Annotated in this window: 19 protein-coding genes and 1 pseudogene; 1 reads left to right on the top strand and 19 read right to left on the bottom strand. The window is 34.6% G+C overall.

Features of this window, described 5'->3' with window-relative positions:
* Positions 1–190: 190 nt before the first annotated feature.
* Together ACL9RH_RS14645 and ACL9RH_RS14640 are read right to left on the bottom strand one after the other, a co-directional pair.
* Complete coding sequence (locus ACL9RH_RS14645) at positions 191–1,228, bottom strand: hypothetical protein (RefSeq protein WP_422694103.1); 1,038 nt, start codon at positions 1,226–1,228, stop codon at positions 191–193.
* 173 nt (positions 1,229–1,401) lie between these two features.
* Positions 1,402–1,926: a hypothetical protein gene (locus ACL9RH_RS14640; RefSeq protein WP_422694102.1), complete on the bottom strand. Its 525-nt coding sequence runs from the start codon at positions 1,924–1,926 to the stop codon at positions 1,402–1,404.
* Between the two features lie 500 nt (positions 1,927–2,426).
* Here ACL9RH_RS14640 and ACL9RH_RS14635 point away from each other — a divergent pair, with 500 nt between their 5' ends.
* Positions 2,427–2,714 (top strand): helix-turn-helix domain-containing protein, encoded by a 288-nt coding sequence (locus ACL9RH_RS14635; protein ID WP_422694101.1) that lies wholly within the window; start codon positions 2,427–2,429, stop codon positions 2,712–2,714.
* A 130-nt stretch (positions 2,715–2,844) separates the two neighbouring features.
* On the opposite strand, the gene ACL9RH_RS14630 is transcribed toward ACL9RH_RS14635, so the two are convergent.
* From ACL9RH_RS14630 to ACL9RH_RS14550, 17 genes and pseudogenes are all read right to left on the bottom strand, one after another.
* Positions 2,845–3,888, bottom strand: coding sequence for a hypothetical protein (locus tag ACL9RH_RS14630; RefSeq protein WP_422694100.1), 1,044 nt, complete (start codon positions 3,886–3,888; stop codon positions 2,845–2,847).
* 206 nt (positions 3,889–4,094) lie between these two features.
* Positions 4,095–4,229: a hypothetical protein gene (locus tag ACL9RH_RS14625; protein ID WP_422694203.1), complete on the bottom strand. Its 135-nt coding sequence runs from the start codon at positions 4,227–4,229 to the stop codon at positions 4,095–4,097.
* A 21-nt stretch (positions 4,230–4,250) separates the two neighbouring features.
* Positions 4,251–5,684, bottom strand: coding sequence for a ligand-binding sensor domain-containing protein (locus tag ACL9RH_RS14620; protein ID WP_422694099.1), 1,434 nt, complete (start codon positions 5,682–5,684; stop codon positions 4,251–4,253).
* 102 nt (positions 5,685–5,786) lie between these two features.
* On the bottom strand, positions 5,787–6,779 hold the full coding sequence (locus tag ACL9RH_RS14615; protein WP_422694098.1) for a phosphotransferase: 993 nt from the start codon (positions 6,777–6,779) through the stop codon (positions 5,787–5,789).
* Between the two features lie 369 nt (positions 6,780–7,148).
* On the bottom strand, positions 7,149–7,574 hold the full coding sequence (gene arr / locus ACL9RH_RS14610; RefSeq protein ID WP_422694097.1) for an NAD(+)--rifampin ADP-ribosyltransferase: 426 nt from the start codon (positions 7,572–7,574) through the stop codon (positions 7,149–7,151).
* 148 nt (positions 7,575–7,722) lie between these two features.
* Positions 7,723–8,295 carry a hypothetical protein gene (locus ACL9RH_RS14605; RefSeq protein ID WP_422694096.1) on the bottom strand — a complete coding sequence of 191 codons (573 nt, stop codon included), beginning with the start codon at positions 8,293–8,295 and terminating at the stop codon, positions 7,723–7,725.
* Between the two features lie 264 nt (positions 8,296–8,559).
* Entirely contained in the window at positions 8,560–9,102 is a 543-nt protein-coding gene (locus ACL9RH_RS14600; protein WP_422694095.1) for a hypothetical protein, read from the bottom strand.
* A 183-nt stretch (positions 9,103–9,285) separates the two neighbouring features.
* Positions 9,286–9,885 (bottom strand): hypothetical protein, encoded by a 600-nt coding sequence (locus ACL9RH_RS14595; RefSeq protein WP_422694094.1) that lies wholly within the window; start codon positions 9,883–9,885, stop codon positions 9,286–9,288.
* A 54-nt stretch (positions 9,886–9,939) separates the two neighbouring features.
* A pseudogene (locus tag ACL9RH_RS14590) lies at positions 9,940–10,135 on the bottom strand (hypothetical protein); the annotation flags it as partial.
* A gap of 44 nt (positions 10,136–10,179) precedes the next feature.
* A complete protein-coding gene (locus ACL9RH_RS14585) occupies positions 10,180–11,295 on the bottom strand; it encodes a DUF6794 domain-containing protein (RefSeq protein ID WP_422694093.1) in 1,116 nt (371 codons plus the stop codon).
* Positions 11,296–11,425: 130 nt separating this feature from the next.
* Positions 11,426–13,051, bottom strand: coding sequence for a chaperonin GroEL (gene groL / locus ACL9RH_RS14580; protein ID WP_129054448.1), 1,626 nt, complete (start codon positions 13,049–13,051; stop codon positions 11,426–11,428).
* A 56-nt stretch (positions 13,052–13,107) separates the two neighbouring features.
* Complete coding sequence (locus ACL9RH_RS14575) at positions 13,108–13,467, bottom strand: four helix bundle protein (protein WP_422694092.1); 360 nt, start codon at positions 13,465–13,467, stop codon at positions 13,108–13,110.
* Positions 13,468–13,500: 33 nt separating this feature from the next.
* Entirely contained in the window at positions 13,501–13,779 is a 279-nt protein-coding gene (locus ACL9RH_RS14570) for a co-chaperone GroES (RefSeq protein ID WP_034696138.1), read from the bottom strand.
* Positions 13,780–13,894: 115 nt separating this feature from the next.
* Positions 13,895–14,686, bottom strand: coding sequence for a TerC family protein (locus ACL9RH_RS14565; protein ID WP_422694091.1), 792 nt, complete (start codon positions 14,684–14,686; stop codon positions 13,895–13,897).
* Positions 14,673–15,881 (bottom strand): cation:dicarboxylate symporter family transporter, encoded by a 1,209-nt coding sequence (locus ACL9RH_RS14560; RefSeq protein ID WP_422694090.1) that lies wholly within the window; start codon positions 15,879–15,881, stop codon positions 14,673–14,675. The genes ACL9RH_RS14565 and ACL9RH_RS14560 overlap by 14 nt, the downstream gene beginning before the upstream one ends.
* Before the next feature lie 45 nt (positions 15,882–15,926).
* Positions 15,927–17,240, bottom strand: a complete 1,314-nt coding sequence (locus ACL9RH_RS14555; protein ID WP_422694202.1) for a CitMHS family transporter — start codon at positions 17,238–17,240, stop codon at positions 15,927–15,929.
* Complete coding sequence (locus tag ACL9RH_RS14550; RefSeq protein WP_422694089.1) at positions 17,240–17,845, bottom strand: DUF2490 domain-containing protein; 606 nt, start codon at positions 17,843–17,845, stop codon at positions 17,240–17,242. Before ACL9RH_RS14550 ends, ACL9RH_RS14555 begins: the two co-directional genes overlap by 1 nt.
* Positions 17,846–17,857 lie beyond the last annotated feature (12 nt).

The following is a 17,857-nucleotide window of genomic DNA, read 5'->3' as shown; positions in this document are numbered from 1 at the left end:
CTGTCTTTTTAAAATGAGGTAATATCATCCCAATTGACATATTACGCTTATATACAATTGCAGCTCAAATTTCAAGTGGAAAGTTCCTTGGATTTTCTGTGTAAAAAACCGCCCTACAAAAGCAGAGCGGTTAGTATAGTAATTTGCCCCGGTCGATGACTATTCCGGCATTATGTACTCTAGTTGTATTTTAAGAATTTGCAAGTGAATCAATGGTCAATTTTGCACTCGCCTCAAGTTCTTCCAGAGACTTGTCGATTTTTGCCAATGTTTCTTTTCGCTTTTCAAATAACTGATCCAGGTTGGTTTTTACTTTAATGTAATCATCATCATCTTCGGGAACAGATTGGCCTTTCAGGTTTTTTAGCGTTTCTGTAATCTGATTAATCGCGGGATCGAAAGAATTGTAGATTTCCTGTTTTCGTTCTGTAAGACTGTCTCTAAAACAATTCATCATAGCAATTGCTTTTGGCAGAATTTCAATTTTCATTCTTTCCTTTAACGATTCCTTTTTCTGATTCACCAATATTCTTGTTTCATTGGCTAATAATGATGCTTCCTCTGAAACCTCTTTACCAATGTCTTCTCTTGTTTTGATGGTGATAGATGGCAGGTCAAAGCTTATTTCCTGCTGTTTCATTGTAATTTCAGGAACGCCTACTACAAATCGTTGTTCATTCATATAAAATTCCGGAATTCCGATGACGATTCTGTGTTCTTCCATAAATGGTTCAGGTAGATCTATCCATATCGGGGACCATTTTACGGTACATTGAGGAGGAAAACCATGACAGGTAAATTCTGGGTATTCTCCTGTTTTAACTCTTTTCATCCTGATGGAAGGGAGATGAAATATAATATCAGAATCTTTAACCGTTACAGAAGGTAGATCAAAAATCCAATCCTGATCTTTAATGGTCACTTCGGGAAGATCCAAGCTAATTTTAACCGTATTCATATGGGTTTCCACAACGAAGAATTTCGTTAAAAAATCTGCAACATACGCACCGGCAGCACCTCCTACGGGGCCGCCCAAAAAAGTTCCGACGGCAGTGCCTGCAGCAGTTATTACGCCTGTAGTAACGTCATTGTTTCCCTCGGCTTTTTCAGAGAGTTTTTCTGTTTTGCCTTGGGTTGATGCCACAATTTCATTTATTTCCTGTTTTAACTGTTCCTGAATAAGTGAAATTGAATTTTGAAAATCATTTTGTTTGGTTGAGCAATCCATGGTTTAAGTTTTTTATGTGCCTACTTTTTGAGACAGTGTTCGGCTAGTCTGTCTGTTTCTTTAATGATTAAATCAAAGCTAGCCAATATATAGACCCGTTGAAATTACCCTTTTTCGCTATTTTCTATCATTGATGTTTCTATTACTCAAATTCGGGAGACTTTACAGATATCTTATCTTTTTCCTTTTCTGTCAATAATAATGTAGGCTGCATCCAGCATTTTGGTAAGGTGAATGTATGGTGCTATGATGTTCCTTTCTGGTAGATGATCATAGATTCCCAATGAGAAATGAACCATTCCGGAAATAAAATAATCAAATTCCTTGATGCTGTATTCTTTGAATGCTTTTTTAAAGACCAACAGGGGATTGTGGTATTCTTTTTCCGAAAGCAAGCCAAGAACTAACGGAGAAACATTTTCCAACTGATTAGTTGCGGTCTTTTTCTTTTCCTGCAACGTTATGAAGTAACCTGCACGGATGAATGACCGCATCGCCTGCTGAAAATGAAGAATAACGGACGGATGTTCTTTTATCCAGCTATTTCTTTTTACGGCATAACTTGTAATGTCGTTTAGCAGTTCTTTGGATGCTGTCAAGTCATTGAGCTTAAAGTAGGTTTCCATGAGCTGTAAGCCGCAATATTTCTTCCGGTCTTTACCAAGCCGGAGATGAAGGTTTGTTCTGATTTTTTTCATGAGTGTGTTTTTTTTGTTGTACGATTTTACTGGCCGTAAAGGAGAAAGTCCGTCTGAACTTCCTGCCCATACAAGCCGAATGAATATGATAGAATTTGTGTTTTTCTAAAAGCCCGAAAGCCGCAATGGATTGTACACCCCATTGTACCGTATCATGATACTTTATATGGTAAAGCAGGCTTAGAAAAAGATGATTGTAGAAAAGCAGAACAGCATGAAAATAAAAACGGCATGAGACTCTACAATATCCGACTTGAGGTACTGGTATACCGTGCAACAGATAAGAGAGCTCACGCCTAGGTCGTGAGCTTCTTGCTTATCTTCTCGTTGCTTTTAAATTACCAGTTTTCAAGTCGAGATTCTAAGCAATAGCTTCTATATTTCTTTGAAGTATCGCAAAATTACTTTAATGAGTAATCTTTGCCAAATATAATAATATTTTCAATATACAGGACTATAGTCCTTAGTTTTTTATTTTGTTTTTGGCTCACTTTGTCATTATGCATGATTCTTTAGACGAAATAGAGCGATTTATAATTTCAAAAGTGAAAGAAATAAGAGAACAACGAGGTATTAGCCAAACTTCTCTTTCTTTGGCTATTGGTAAGAGTACGAGTTATATTTCAGATATTGAAGCACATTCCAAAACAGCGAAATATAATATTAAAAGCTTAAACTTAATATCAAAAGCTCTGGGATGCTCTCCAAAGGATTTTTGGCCAGAGGAGCCGATTTTGGAAGAGAAATACGAATTTGTAAAAGAAATAGAAGTAAAGAAAAAATCCTAAATGAGTATAGGATTTTTCTTTTTTCCGAAGTCTACAGATTTCGTGACATTTTTTTATTACTCAAATTCGAGAGACTTTGTGCAACAGGTGTTTTAACTTCATATTTTGCTAATAATATGTTAGCTGTAGCCTATTTTTTTGATAAATTATTTAACTTCCACAATAAATACATGGAGTCATTTTTTAAATTGTTGATTTCGCTGTGATAGTCAGCCTCAAATTTTATTAAGCCTGCTGTTCCTGTTCCTACTCCCACCATTATTGATGTGGCTCCCATATAATCTCCAGCTGATAAAGATAATAAAGATAAGGCTGCTGTGAAAACTGTAACGCCTTTCATTTTGAATGAATGTAATTCGGAAATTGATTTGAATTTTTGATTTATTTTGTCAATTCTTGGTCTAATTAAATCTTGATAAATCTCACGGCCTTCTTGGTGAGTATTGCTGTTTGTTATTTTTAAAAGATCACTTCTAAAAGAACTAATTAAATCTGCTTCATCTCGAAGAATAAGTGAAAAATCTTTCGCAGAAATACCAGAAATAAAAGGTATCATAATTTCTTCGATTATTGTAGACTGAGTATCATTTGAAGTATCTTGATTTCTTATCGGAATATCTCGTTGGTTTCCATTGTATAGTGGGGCTCTCCATTTTTGTTCTTCTATATCAAATTCAGCAGGTATTGTATAGAAGTTTGGATTTTCCTTTTCTCCAACTATAGCCATAAGATTTGGTTTTGGTGATAATGTTAATTGTCCCATCTCGAATAGAGGCTCAAAATTAGATTGTAAAAATTCTGCTTCATAATCACTAAATGTAAAATAACCTTCTGTAACTGATTGAATATCATTTGAATTGTTTATTAATTTATGATGCTTTAGCAATTCTTCAACTTCGTATTTGTTATAGCGATTATCACCATAATAAACTGCAAATTTTGATGAAGGTGTTATTTTAGAAATATCAGACATTATACTAGATAAATAGACTTTTTGAGTAAAAGAATTATAATCTTTTTCTTCATCAGGAAATTCTAAGTTAGAGTATAATTTTAATGGATCATCGCAAAGTGATTCTATTTCTTTTGCATATTTTAGGTATTTTGTACCTGCTTCATGTTCATCATTAATTGTATCAATTAGCAATTCTTTGTTTATGCTATTCAAATTCATGGACATTTTAATTTGGTTTTACGCATTGCGCCAATATTATAATATATACAATTACGCTAATGTTATTTTTATTATGGCTATTTATTTGTTAATCATTAAATTAAAATATAAATATACTATTTCATTATGGAAAACCACAATTTAAACATAAAACCGCCCTATAAAATAGAACGGTTAATATATTAAATTGCCTCGGTCGCTGACCGTTACATCATTTCTGGCATTCCACCACCCATTGGCATAGCTGGTTCGTCTTTTTTCACTTCAGTGATTACACATTCAGTAGTAAGAAGCATTCCAGATACAGAAGCTGCATTTTCAAGGGCAACTCTTTGGGTCAATGATTTTTTGTTCGCAGATGTTTATTTATTAAGTTTGATTACTCCAGCATAAGTTGCAATCCAAATCGAACCATCTTTATCTTTTGTTATTCTCTCGCTATGAATACTTGGAACATTTGAATTTTCATTGGTGTAAGTTTCCCATTTTTTTGAGTTCGTGTCATAACTTAAAACACCAACTCCATTTAATGTGATCCATAACAAATTGCTTTCTTCATCTAAATAAAAATCATTGATTGAATTTTTACTGAACATTTTAGGATTTGGATGATTTATTCTTGTCCATTTTTTTTGTAAATCTAATACATAAATCCCAGCATCATCTGATTTATCTTTGTATAAGTCAAACCATAAATTTCCCTTTTTATCTTCATAGATTTTTGAGATGTAGGCTTTTGATAAAGGTGAATTTTTATCGTTTAACAATTTTGTTACACCGTTTTCAATCATTACGTTTCCTTCAAATGTTCCAATCCAAATTCTATCTTTTTTGTCTACATAAACACCAAGGACTTTGTCAGTTGGCAGATTGGAATTTTGCTTGTTAATTGTCGACCAATTCTTTCCGTCAAACTTTGCTACACCATTCCAAGAAGTAAACCATACATTATTAGAGTGGTCAACAAATATTTTTCTTGCCCAATTGATTGGAGAATTTATTGAGTCGTATTTTATCCAGTTTTTGTTGTCGTATTTATATACATCCCAACCAGCAACAAACCATTTATTGTTATTTTTGTCAACTTCTAAATCTCGTACTGATTGTGTTTTATTATAAGCAGGAGAGGAGATTAATGTGTTTTTTGAGTTAAAATGTTCCCATTTTCCATTATTAATTTTTACAATTCCATTATCTGTCCCAATCCAGATATTATTGTCCAAATCATTGGCAACAGCTCTTGTCATATCCCAAGGTAACTCTGAGTTTTGTTGAGTGAATACAGTCCAGCCTTTTGAAAGTTTTTCTTTATCGGTTCCTTTTATATCAGGGCTTCCAACAGATTTGGCATTGGATTGATTTTTAAAATCGAAGACTTTACGCTTTGCAGAAACGGTGCCATTTTCAAATTCAAAAATTAATGAAACTGAGCTATTTGTTTTTTTATTTTCTGAAATCGCAGGTTCCCAATTTGATGTTGAGTTTATAGCATCCTGTAAGCCTAATTTTTTTGAGGAGATATTAGTTTGGTTTAATGAACTAAGAAGGCAGGGTTTGCCATCTTTGTCAATTAGTATTTGTACTTCAATTTTTCCTGCTATTTTACTCAAACTCTTTTTATCAAATTTATTCAACAATTCATTTATTATTGAATTCTGAGGTTTAGCTTTAGTTTCACCACAGTCAAGACAAAAGGAGCCTAAATTGCAATTTTTATATTTTTCGGGATAAAGATGTTGGGCATAGCTTAATGTTAAATTAAAGAAGGTCAATAATAAAAGTATAATTCTTTTCATTTGATTATTTTTCATGTATCATAGTTACTCATCAAATATAATAAAAAACCGCTCCACAAAAGTAGAACGGTTAGTATATTAATTTGTCTCGGTCGCTGACCGTTATTCAATTTCAATGTTGTTGTATGCCATCCAGCGTTTCAAATTTCCAACCATTCTTTTTAAATGATCTTCATTCAGGAAAATATTCGTCCAATGGTTAAATCTGTCGCATTGAACACTGATGTAGTAGGTCATAATGGCTAAACAGGCGAAGGGTAAAAACTGCTTTTCTTCGTTGCTGATTTTAGTTACGGTTTGGTAACCTTTCAAAAAGCTTTCTACTTTTTCCTGATATTCTTCTTCGTTTAAATGGGTGGTAAGTAGCTGGAACATAAAATAAGAAATGTCAAAACATAAATACCCGTTACCACAAAAATCAAAGTCGAAAAATGTTATTTCCTTTTCTTCATCAATGTGTAAATTATCAAACCAAACATCAAGATGAACACTTCCATGTCTCATTTTCGATAGGTCAGTATTATGGATTTTCAGTGTTAAAAAAGCAGAGAGCTTTTCTAAAAATTCAATTTCGCTGGTGTTTTTATGAAAGAATTCTTTTATCCTGGAAACAGGTTGTATAAGCAGGTTCTCACTATGGTAAGACATCCTTTCCAGCTCAAAACCTTCCGTTGATTGATGTACTTTGGCCAAAGCCTCCCCGATGAGAAAACTTGCCTGCGATGAAAATTTTGCGGTCTTTGCTCCTTTGGCATAGGAGAACAAAACTCCAAATCTTTTTCCTTCCGGTGCTTCAATTTCCTGAATGTACTCGTTTGATTTGCCTTTTATGGGATAAGCAACTTGCCGGTTATTTTCTTTTAAGTGAAGTAAAAGTCTCAGCTCTTCTTTAATTTGTGATTTTGTCCGCCAATCACAAGTATAAACCCTAAAAACATATTTGTCTTCGTTATCGTGAACGATGTATAAATGGTTCATGCCAAGTCGAAATATGCTACATTCGGTTCTGTCACTTAATCCATATTGTTGTTGAATAAGTTTTCCAAGTGCGTTCGGTGAAAGCGTGCTGTTTATTGTGGGAAATTTCTCTGTCATCAATTCTGCGTTTATCTTTGGTTATAGTTTTCTATAATGGCTGTTAACATGCAAATTTACGCATTGCGCCATTATATATTATATGTCATTGGGTTATGACGTTTTGATTTTAGGTATCTATTTGTCAATCATTAAATTAAAATATGCCATTTTCTTAAGGGAAATCATAATTCAACCAAAAACCGCTCTACAAAAAGCAGAACGGTCAGTATATTAAATTGTCTCAGCGACAGGCTGTGGCATTCCATCATCCATTGGGATAGCTGGTTCAGCGCTCTTTACTTCAGTGATGACACACTCAGTGGTAAGAAGCATTCCAGATGCAGACGCTGTGTTTTCAAGAGCAAGTCTTGTTACTTAAGAGCTGCCTTAATTGATAATCTCCGCATCAGGATTTTCCCGGATTTTTGCAATTCTTTCTTTCCAGTTTTGGAGTTCTTCATCTGTAAGTTGAATCCAGTCTGTAAGCTCGCCGACAATTCTCAACGGTTCTTTGCTGCGATAAGATCGGGTAGGGTTTCCCGGAAATTTTTTATCGGTTACATTAGGGTCGTTTTCAAATTTTCCTGTTGGCTCTACAATGTAAACACGCTCACGGCCATCTCCTTTAGCTAATGCAGCAGCCAATCCGGCTCCGTTGGGCAAAGCCGTAAAATAGATGTGGTTCATGATAATCTCGGGATAGTAATTCGACGTAAATCCGGCATTAAGCAGATCATTAATTTGTAAATCGGCTTTTGTCCCATGATAGAATGGGCCGTTATCCAGAATTTGTTCGTCATTTTTATTTTCCATGGCGGGAATATTTTGAGGTTTGAAGAACCTGTAAACTTAGGTATTTATTTTTACATTAAAAACGGTTGTCAAAATAAGGCCTGTTTATTCCTGGGTTTGCTGCCTTTGACTTTTCGTAAATCTACTTGCATGGAAGTAAGAATCTGCATTATTTTATTTTTTCGGGATGTTTTTTATACCATTTGTATAAAGCTAAGCTTACCAGTAGGGGCATAATGATTCTATCTGTAATTAAGAAAAAGAATAATCTAAGGATGTTGAACTCTGAAAGTATATCGATCAGTACCAAATAAGGGTATTTGATAAAATTATTAAAAGGCTCATAGCTTGGCGCAGAGTGGTCTTCACCATTGAGAAGATATACTAACTTATCCATATTATTTTTAGTCACGATTTTATCTGTTTCATCAATGTAGTAATATTGGATGTATCCTGCTAAAAAGCTAAGATTGTAAGACACAAAAATGATGGTTAGGGATGTTACTATTAATTTGGGCAGTTTCAGTTCTTTACTTTCTGTAATTGTCTTTTTCAGCGCAAAGTAGATGATTAAGATATAAGAGAGCATTAATCCATACCAGTAAATAGAAAATAACAAAGTATTTCCTGTTGAAAAGCTTCCTAAATTGAAATAGCTGTAATAAAAAGAGAGGATTCTATTGGAAATAAATAAAATGATGGAAAAGATGATTACATTTTTAATGTAGATTTTATTTTTCATTTGAATGGTATGTAGTTTTTATTATTTTATTAAATATCTGGGCTTCTGATTTTGTAGTAATTCCGTTTCCTTTTTTACTCTGCTTATCATGGATAGTTTTGCGGTAAAAATACCAAAAACCGCTCTACAAAAGCAGAACGGTTTATATATTAAATTGTCTCAGCGACACGCTGTGGCATTCCATCATCTATTGGATAGCTGGTTCAGCGCTATTTACTTCAGTGATAATATATTCGAAGGGTGGTTTTAAATATAGCTTTGGAATTAAAATTTTTCGTCAGCTCCTTTTTTCGTTTCATTATATTCAATGAGTGTAGCGAAGGCTTTTTTCAATCTTTCTACTAACGATTGGTCAGCTGTAAAATTAAATGGAGAAGGGTAGTCATCATAATTTGGCCCACTAATGGATAAAAAATCTTTTTCGGTACCATATTCTTTTCCTTCTAATACAGTTTTGACCAATTTTCTCCCAGTTACATAAAAGTCTTTTGAATACTCATCATTCATTCCTTTAACTGTGTTTAAATCGATTGTTGTAAAATACCATTCATTCATTTTCATCTCTTTTTTATAGACAAAAATACCATTGCTATAAGAAACAAAATGTCTGAAATCGCCTAGTTTTCCGGCTAAATTTTCTTTCATTTTTCCACCAATCCAATCCATTGTTTCCTGTTTGGTTGGTTTTGCTGTTTTGCTTTCAGTGGCTGATTTGGTTGGTTTTGCAGTTGTCTTCTTTTGAGCATTTACTCCCATGCTTGCAACTGTTACGAGTAGAACAATTGCCAGTTTTAATTGTTTGGTCATAGTTTTTTTTATTTAATGCTTACTATTGTTGTAGGGTGTCCGTTCAGCTTATTTCCCTGTATTTATTTTTAATGCTTTTATTAGGATTTCGTTTTTATTAACCAATTTTAAGAAATTTAAATGGCTCACAAATTTATAATTTTTTTTCAGAAGCAGGAATTGCATTTTCAAGGGCAATTCTTGTTACTTTAGTTGGATCGATGATTCCTGCCTCATTATGAAATACATTATGTTTTTTATTAAGTTCTTCCTTTCAAAATAGGCCTTGACAAGCTCATTATCATTTCTACAAAAAGGCAACTCATTATAAATAGCGTAAAAAATAAGATATTTTTGTAATTCTTTTAATCTTGGCATTCCGGAAAAATTATCGTTATAGATTAAATGGCTATTTTTTGTATTTGCTGTTAGAGTGAAAGGAGAACCATCAATTACTGAGCTTAGTAAATCTGTAATACTTTTTTCTGAAACCAATTTTATACTATTAAAATCTATAATAATTTCTTTTTCCTTACGTAATTTTAAAAATGTTGATTCAGAAATTTTGTGCTCATACAGTTCCTTTATCATTTTTAAATCATTGTCATTAAGATCAATTGTATAGGATTTTAAATGAATTAAACTGTCTATTTTCTTTGCTTGTTCTTTTGATATTTCGGTTGATGTATCCTCATATTGGATAGTGGGTAAGTAGGTGATTTTACAACTTATGATATTTTTATTTTGACCTGAAACAAAAATATGTAAAACAGTTATAAAAATTATGGATAATAAGGTTTTCATGTTTTTTTACGAATATAAAAAAAACTACTCTACAAAAGCAGAACGGTTAGTATATTAAATTGTCTCAGCGACACGCTGTGGCATTCCATCACCCATTGGCATAGCTGGTTCAGCGCTCTTTACTTCAGTGATTACACTCTCAGTTGTTAAAAAGTATTCCAGATACAGAAGCTGCGTTTTCAAGGGCAACTCTTGTTACTTTAGTTGGATCAATGATGCCTGCTTCAAGCATTTGAACATTAATATTAGTAGAGAGGAAATGAAGGTAAAGACTTATTATTTACGTTACTTTTATCATTCAATAGGTTCCCAGCTTTTATAATCAAACCATTGTTCTTTATTACGTTTTATTTTTTTTATGATTCTTTTTGGAGGTTTGCTTGACCTTTTAGTTTTCGGATCATATATTATATCTCCATCATTGTCATAATAGACAATTCCTTTTTTGTCGCAAGTTTCAATAATTTTCACTTTAATGAGAAAATCTTTTTCGTTACGTTCTGTAATTATTCCTTTTGCAGTACAAATACCATTATCATATTTATCTTCTTGTTCTTTACTTACAAATCCTTTTTGGTATCTAAATTCCAGTGTATCTCCAACTTTATATTTTGAAAAGCTTTCTGTCTTTGCTTTTAGTTCATTTTTTTTAGAATTCTCCCAATAATCCTGATAGTATTTGACTTGTTCTTCAAGTCTAATCTCTTTATTGTTTAAATATCTGTGATAACCTACCAGAATAATTCCCGACATATCATCCGGATGAAAAATATTTAAATCATTAAAGTATTTTGATAGTCTTGAGCCTCCCCAAAGTTGCCAGTTATTTCTCATCCACATTCCAAACCCTAAGTGAACCCTTCCAGTAAATTCGTTTTCTTCTAAGGTTTTAACTTTTGCTTTTATACTATCATTCCAGAATGTATTGATCTGAGCAAAGCAATCCTCCAAGTCTTTGGGAATGTATACTTTGTTAATAGTGTCTGCTATATATTTTATCTTGTTTTTATCATCTAGTTGTTTTTGAAGTTTAATATACCTGTTAAGGATATCTTTTTCTTTGATTTTACCATTTACAAGATATTGTTTAAAGCTATATAACAAGATATTGGAATGATTATCAAAAATTCCTTTTTTATCTAAATATTTATTGATTTTTGGATTGCCGTTTTCACTTGTCCAGTTAAAAATTGTTCTATACTCTTTGTATGGTTTTGTCTTTGCAAAGGGATAAACAGTATAAATTAAACTATCTTGATGAGTATTTTTAATTTGTATTTTAATACTATCTGGACAGTCCTTATCTAAATACATTACAACTTGCTTTAAATTTTGGGGTAATTTATTTTGCGCAAATACATTTAATTGTACTAAAAATAAGAGAGTGCTTACTAAGAATATTTTTTTCATGATGTTGTAGATGATCCAAATCTACGAATTACAGAAATATTATATGTGTTTAATTATTATAATGATACAAAAAAACCGCTCCACAAAAGCAGAACGGTTAGTATATTAAATTTGTCTTAGCGACTCGCTACTACATCATTCCTGGCATTCCACCACCCATTGGCATAGCTGGTTCAGCGCTCTTTACTTCAGTGATAACACATTCAGTTGTAAGAAGCATTCCAGATACAGAAGCTGCGTTTTCAAGGGCAACTCTTGTTACTTTAGTTGGGTCAATGATTCCTGCTTCAAGCATTTGAACATACTCGTCAGTTTTAGCATTGTATCCGAAGTCTCCTGTTCCTTCTGCTACTTTAGCAACGATTACGGAACCTTCACCACCTGCGTTGGCAACGATTTGTCTTAATGGCTCTTCGATTGCTCTCTTAACGATTTTGATCCCTGTGTTTTCGTCAGCGTTAGCACCAGAAAGGTTGTCTAGAGATTTGATGGCTCTTACTAAAGCAACACCACCACCTGCAACGATACCTTCTTCAACAGCTGCTCTTGTAGCGTGAAGTGCATCATCTACTCTGTCTTTTTTCTCTTTCATTTCTACTTCAGAAGCAGCACCTACGTAAAGTACAGCAACACCACCAGCTAACTTAGCTAATCTTTCTTGAAGTTTTTCTCTGTCGTAGTCAGAAGTTGTAGTTTCCATCTGAGCTTTGATCTGAGCTACTCTTCCTTTGATTTTCGCTTCATCACCACCACCGTTTACAACAGTTGTGTTGTCTTTGTCAATCGTTACTTTCTCAGCAGTTCCAAGCATATCTAAAGAGATGTTTTCCATAGTGAAACCTTGCTCTTCGGAAATCACCTGACCTCCTGTAAGGATTGCGATATCTTCTAACATTGCTTTTCTTCTGTCTCCGAATCCTGGAGCTTTTACAGCAGCAATTTTAAGAGAACCTCTTAATTTGTTTACTACTAAAGTAGCCAAAGCTTCCCCTTCAACTTCTTCAGAGATAATTAATAGAGACTTACCACCTTGTGCAATTGGCTCAAGAACAGGAAGTAATTCTTTCATTGAAGAGATTTTCTTCTCTACTAAAAGGATATATGGGTTTTCTAGTTCAGCTAACATTTTCTCAGGGTTAGTCACGAAGTAAGGTGACTGGTATCCTCTGTCGAACTGCATACCTTCTACAACATCTACAGTTGTATCGATACCTTTAGCTTCTTCTACAGTGATTACACCTTCTTTTCCTACTTTTCCGAAAGCTTCAGCGATTAAAGCACCGATCGTTTCGTCGTTGTTAGCAGATACAGAAGCAACTTGCTTTACTTTATCTGTAGAATCTCCAACAGCCTGAGACTGAGTTTTAAGGTTTTCAACAACAGCAGTTACCGCTTTGTCAATACCTCTTTTAAGATCCATTGGGTTAGCACCAGCAGCTACGTTCTTAAGACCTTCTCTTACGATAGCCTGTGCCAATACAGTAGCGGTAGTAGTACCGTCTCCTGCGATATCATTAGTTTTGGAAGCCACTTCTTTTACCATTTGCGCTCCCATATTTTCTACTCTGTCTTCAAGTTCGATTTCTTTTGCAACAGAAACACCGTCCTTAGTTACGTGTGGAGCACCGAAAGATTTTTCGATTACTACATTTCTCCCTTTAGGACCTAAAGTTACTTTTACTGCATTAGCCAATGCATCAACTCCTCTCTTTAGAGCGTCTCTTGATTCAATATCGAATTTTATTTCTTTTGCCATAATTTTTTAGCTTTAGGCTATAGGCTTTAAGCAATAAGCTTTTTTACCTTTAGCAATTAATTATTATTTAATAATTTTTTTCTGAGTTGTATAAGTTTTTGTCGGATTAAATTTAGGGTCACATTAATTGTTGCTATTTTATCTTCAGAAGTAAATCCCAAATCACAAGATAATAAGAGAAGATATTCGGTTTCATTTGTGGAACCTATACTTATTTCTAAAAATCTTGCAAATTCTTTGTCTGTGGATCTTCCACAACCTTCTGCGATATTGGTAGGAATAGAAACTGCTGATCTTCTTATTTGAGAAGTAAGGCCAAAAAGTTCTGATTTTGGAAAGTTTTCAGAAATGACATAAATTTCTTTTACCAATTCATGAGAAATTTTCCAGGTATCATATTTTTTGTAGTCTCTCATTGCCTACTGCTTATAGCTTAATGCTTACTGCTTTTACCCAATAATTCCTAATAAGTCAGCTTCTCTTACAATTAAGTAATCTTTACCTTCCAACTTCAATTCAGCACCTGAATATTTTCCATAAAGAACTTTGTCACCTACCTGAACTGTTGTAGGCTCATCTTTTTTACCAGGACCTACTGCTACTACAGTACCTTCTTGCGGCTTTTCCTTTGCAGTGTCCGGGATGATGATTCCTGAAGCTGTTTTAGTTTCTGCTGCGATTGGCTCTACCAGAACTCTGTCTGCCAATGGTTTAAAGTTTACTGACATAATATATTTATTTTTTAATTATTTCTGTGTTGTAATTCTCTAAATGTATGCCATGAGACGGGGATGGCTGAAATGGCAGACTTTTATTGAGGAATGTGAAATTTTGGCAGAAAAATTATTTTTTGCGTGCTGGAAATCCAAAGAGATAGCTTGTTGCTACAGGAACAACAAACAAAAGAACAGTGATGGTGGAAACTAAAATTTCCATAGTATGGCTGGCTAAAAATTGAGCGAATGCCGTAGCAGGGTAGAAGTGCTCATATAAAGACAAACTTAGTTTAATTCCTAAAATAGCAATCACAATAAAAGCCGCAGTTTCCAGGAAAGGAAATACCTGCATCAAACGAACGAACCACTGCGCAATAAACCTCATGGCCAGAATACCTATAAAAACGCCAATGGTTATCAAAAGTAAATTATCGGAAAAAGCTACTGCTGCAAAAACATTGTCTATTGAGAAAGCAAGGTCCATGACTTCTACAATGGCAACCGTTGCCCAGAATTGTCCTAACAAGCCAATTGAATTTTTATACAGCCAACTGGATTTTTTATCCAGATTTTCTTCTGCATCTTTTTCGCTGTCTTTATTTTTCATCTTCTTGATGAACCAGTCGAAGGAGATATAAATCAGATAAAATCCTCCCAATGGTTTTAGCCACCAAACGGAAATCAGTACGGAAGCAAAAATAAGAGCCAGTCCACGGAAGATATAAGCTCCGAGGATTCCGTATTTCAAGGCTTTTTTTCGTTGATGCTCGGGCAGATCCATCACAATGGTGGCCAATACTGCCGCATTGTCTACAGAGAGAAGACTTTCTATAAGGATAAGATTACCGATAATGGCGATCGATTTTGCAGGGTTTTCTAATATGTCATTGAAGAGATGGGTAAAATCAGGAAACATCATTTTTTAAAGAAATAGTATTTTGGTTAAGTTTTGAAATAATGGCGGCAGAAACTGAAATGCCAATGAAATTGGTGACCGATCGGGCCTCATTCATAAAGCGGTCTATGCTGTATAAAAGAGCAAGATCTGTAGTAGGAATTTTTCCAAACCTGCTTAAAGTAAACATCAACGCAAGAAAACCTGATCCAGGAACTCCCGAAGCTGTTTTTGAAGCAATGGATATGGTAATGAAAAGCCAGAAATAATCTGTTATCGTAAGAGGAATATTATAAAACTGGATCAGGAAAATGCATGAAATGGAAAGATAAATGCAAGCTCCCGCCAGATTAAAATTGTATCCGAGAGGAATAATAAGGCGAAGTATTTTCCGGTCGTAGCCCTGTGATTCCATTTTGTCGAAAATCATAGGGAAGGCGGTCTTCGATGAAGAAGTAGCCACAACAAGAATGATTTCTTCTTTAATACTGATCAGAAAATCCCAAAGATTAATTTTAAAGTAAGCGGTAATCACTCCTAACACACCGAAAATAAAAAATACACTGGTAAGATATACCGTAGCGACAATTTTACTTAAAGGCAAAAGGGTATTAATTCCGTATACAGAAATTCCATAAGCAATATTGGAAAAAATGACGATCGGAAGAAATAAGTAAACATACTTGATAAGTTTGAAAAACAAATTCCTTCCTACGTCTATGGTTTTAAGAATGTTGTTCTTTTTCTTTGAAAGACCAATCGCAATACCTGCAGAGATAGATAATAAAAGAAAGAGTACATAATTGCTGATATGTAATGGATTTGATGTTTTGGCCAAAAACCTTTCAGGAAGCGCTTTGTGTGAAGAAATAATAATTCCTGTATTGGCACCTGGCTTTAAAAGTAATCCGGAACCGATTCCCAGAAAAATACTTACAGAAGTGATGATTAAAAAATAAACAACCATCTGGGTGACAATTTTAAAAGCATTTTTAGTGCTGAAAATATAGCTTACTCCATAGGTGACGGCAATGAAAATGACAGGAATAATCAGAACTTCAAGAAGCGTGAAGAAATAACTGCTCACCGTTTCCAGTTGTTTACTGACTTCCGGAAAATAATAACCGGTTAATGCTCCACAGATAATTGCTGTGAATACATAAAGAGTAAGGTTTCTTAAATAAGAGTCTGTAAATGTTTTTTGCTTAGCCGTTTTCATCAGTCACTTTTTTATAGTAAGATTACAATATTCAAAGATATAACCTTATATAATACCAAGAACTAAAGCACCCAGCAACATCACAATTGATGATCCTATGGCCCATTTTAAGGTGAATTTCAAATGATCGGAAAATTCAACACCCGCCAGTGAAACCAATAGATAAGTGGAAGGAACCAAAGGACTTAGTAAATGGGAAGCCTGTCCTACAAGACTGGCACGTCCCAAAAGATCAGGAGGGATATTCAGCTGGCTGCCTGTCGCTGTAATGACAGGTAATATTCCAAAATAATAAGCATCATTGGTAAGGAAAAAGGTCAACGGTACACTGAATATAGCAGTAATTACATTCAGATATCCACCCCAGGTTTTAGGAACAATACTGATAATACTGTTTCCCATCGCATTCATAATTCCGGTTCCATTCAGGATTCCTGTGAAAATTCCGGCTCCGAAGATCATTCCTGCTACCGATAAAGCATTTCCTGCATGTTTTGAAATGATTTTCTGCTGGTCTTTCAGTTTAGGATAATTGATTAGGGAAGCAATACAGAACGCAATCATAAAGGCGATTCCCAAAGGAATAATATCAAGAATCATAACGCAAAGCAGAACAATGGTCAGGATCAGATTGATAATGATAAGTTTTGGACGCCTTAATGCCGGATCGTTTTCACCAGCGATATCCTGTCCGCTGTATTTAGCGTATTTTCCATGTTTGGCAATTCTTTTTTTCTCCCGTACTCCCAAAATATAGGCAACAAAAAATACCCATACCAACCCGATCAGCATAACCGGAATCATAGGAACAAATATTTCTGTATGCCCCAATTTAAGAGAACTCATCACTCTGGCTGTAGGCCCTCCCCATGGTAGAATATTCATAATACCACCTGCAAGCATGATAATACAGGTTAAAACTAAAGGATTCATACCCTGTTTTTTATAAAGCGGGAGTAATGCTGCCACTACAATAATGTAAGTGGAAGAGCCATCACCGTCTAAAGAAACCAAAGTGGTAAGAAGGGCGGTTCCGATGGTCGTTTTTACAGGATTATCTCCTACAGCCTTTAATATCGCGTTCACAAGTGGCTCGAAAAGCCCGGTGTCGATCATCAGACTGAAATATAGAATAGCAAAGATCAGCATAACCCCTGTGAGTGCTATTTCTTTTACTCCATCTTTCATCATTTTCCCAAGGTCTGGCCCGAATCCCGCTACTACAGCGATGAGAACCGGGACAAGGACCAAAGCCGTAAGCGGAGTCATCTTTTTGTTCATGATGAGAATCATGAAGATGAAAATCATTAAAAAACCAAGAAATGTAAGCATAATATAGTATAATGTTAATGAGGTTATTATTGTTTCTTTTTTCTCCAGTCGAAACTGTTTCTGAAACCTATAAACCCGTAGTTACTTGTTTTTTTGGTTTCCATCTGATTGATAAAGGCAAGCTCCAAAGCGGAGTTTTTTCCTATTTTTATTCCTAGTCCTGCCGTAATACGGTTGCTATCGAAAGGCTCTTCTCTGTCTACATTCATTCTTATTTCGTTTTTAAGAATCCCATAGAGTTTTTCTTTTTCACCCTTTTTGTTGAAAGGAATTCTGACAGAGATCAGATATCGGATTCTTACCTCCAGTTCATCAGGATTGCTGAGGAAACGTTCTTCCACTCTAAGACGGTTGGAAATGGAAGTTCTTCCAATAAAATACTCAGCGGTTACCTGCTGGAAAGGTCTTTTCTCATATCTTATCTTTTTAGAACCATCGGTATTATAAGATTCGAGGATCAAAAACATGGCTCCTGCAGCAGGTCTTATATTTTCCGCCACTTCATAATCTACATAAGCATTCACAAGGAAAAGTCTTGTGTCGTAAGCCAGATCAAAAGAGCGGTACTGGGTAAGTGCTGTTAACGTACTTTTATCCGTAAGTTTTGCCGACATGAGGTACTGAAACCACATATTGTAATTGTC

The organism is Chryseobacterium sp. Mn2064 (assembly GCF_049319685.1).
Lineage (GTDB): Bacteria > Bacteroidota > Bacteroidia > Flavobacteriales > Weeksellaceae > Chryseobacterium.
Note: the sequence above shows the minus strand (reverse complement) of the source record. Positions and strands in the feature narration are given on the sequence as shown.

What these genes read in the sequence shown, in the direction of transcription:
- ACL9RH_RS14645 (WP_422694103.1), bottom strand. Translation starts at nt 1,228, where the DNA reads ATGGATTGCTCAACCAAACAAAATGATTTTCAAAATTCAATTTCACTT.
- ACL9RH_RS14640 (WP_422694102.1), bottom strand. Translation starts at nt 1,926, where the DNA reads ATGAAAAAAATCAGAACAAACCTTCATCTCCGGCTTGGTAAAGACCGG.
- ACL9RH_RS14635 (WP_422694101.1), top strand. Translation starts at nt 2,427, where the DNA reads ATGCATGATTCTTTAGACGAAATAGAGCGATTTATAATTTCAAAAGTG.
- ACL9RH_RS14630 (WP_422694100.1), bottom strand. Translation starts at nt 3,888, where the DNA reads ATGAATTTGAATAGCATAAACAAAGAATTGCTAATTGATACAATTAAT.
- ACL9RH_RS14620 (WP_422694099.1), bottom strand. Translation starts at nt 5,684, where the DNA reads ATGAAAAGAATTATACTTTTATTATTGACCTTCTTTAATTTAACATTA.
- ACL9RH_RS14615 (WP_422694098.1), bottom strand. Translation starts at nt 6,779, where the DNA reads ATGACAGAGAAATTTCCCACAATAAACAGCACGCTTTCACCGAACGCA.
- arr (WP_422694097.1), bottom strand. Translation starts at nt 7,574, where the DNA reads ATGGAAAATAAAAATGACGAACAAATTCTGGATAACGGCCCATTCTAT.
- ACL9RH_RS14605 (WP_422694096.1), bottom strand. Translation starts at nt 8,295, where the DNA reads ATGAAAAATAAAATCTACATTAAAAATGTAATCATCTTTTCCATCATT.
- ACL9RH_RS14600 (WP_422694095.1), bottom strand. Translation starts at nt 9,102, where the DNA reads ATGACCAAACAATTAAAACTGGCAATTGTTCTACTCGTAACAGTTGCA.
- ACL9RH_RS14595 (WP_422694094.1), bottom strand. Translation starts at nt 9,885, where the DNA reads ATGAAAACCTTATTATCCATAATTTTTATAACTGTTTTACATATTTTT.
- ACL9RH_RS14585 (WP_422694093.1), bottom strand. Translation starts at nt 11,295, where the DNA reads ATGAAAAAAATATTCTTAGTAAGCACTCTCTTATTTTTAGTACAATTA.
- groL (WP_129054448.1), bottom strand. Translation starts at nt 13,051, where the DNA reads ATGGCAAAAGAAATAAAATTCGATATTGAATCAAGAGACGCTCTAAAG.
- ACL9RH_RS14575 (WP_422694092.1), bottom strand. Translation starts at nt 13,467, where the DNA reads ATGAGAGACTACAAAAAATATGATACCTGGAAAATTTCTCATGAATTG.
- ACL9RH_RS14570 (WP_034696138.1), bottom strand. Translation starts at nt 13,779, where the DNA reads ATGTCAGTAAACTTTAAACCATTGGCAGACAGAGTTCTGGTAGAGCCA.
- ACL9RH_RS14565 (WP_422694091.1), bottom strand. Translation starts at nt 14,686, where the DNA reads ATGATGTTTCCTGATTTTACCCATCTCTTCAATGACATATTAGAAAAC.
- ACL9RH_RS14560 (WP_422694090.1), bottom strand. Translation starts at nt 15,881, where the DNA reads ATGAAAACGGCTAAGCAAAAAACATTTACAGACTCTTATTTAAGAAAC.
- ACL9RH_RS14550 (WP_422694089.1), bottom strand. Translation starts at nt 17,845, where the DNA reads ATGTGGTTTCAGTACCTCATGTCGGCAAAACTTACGGATAAAAGTACG.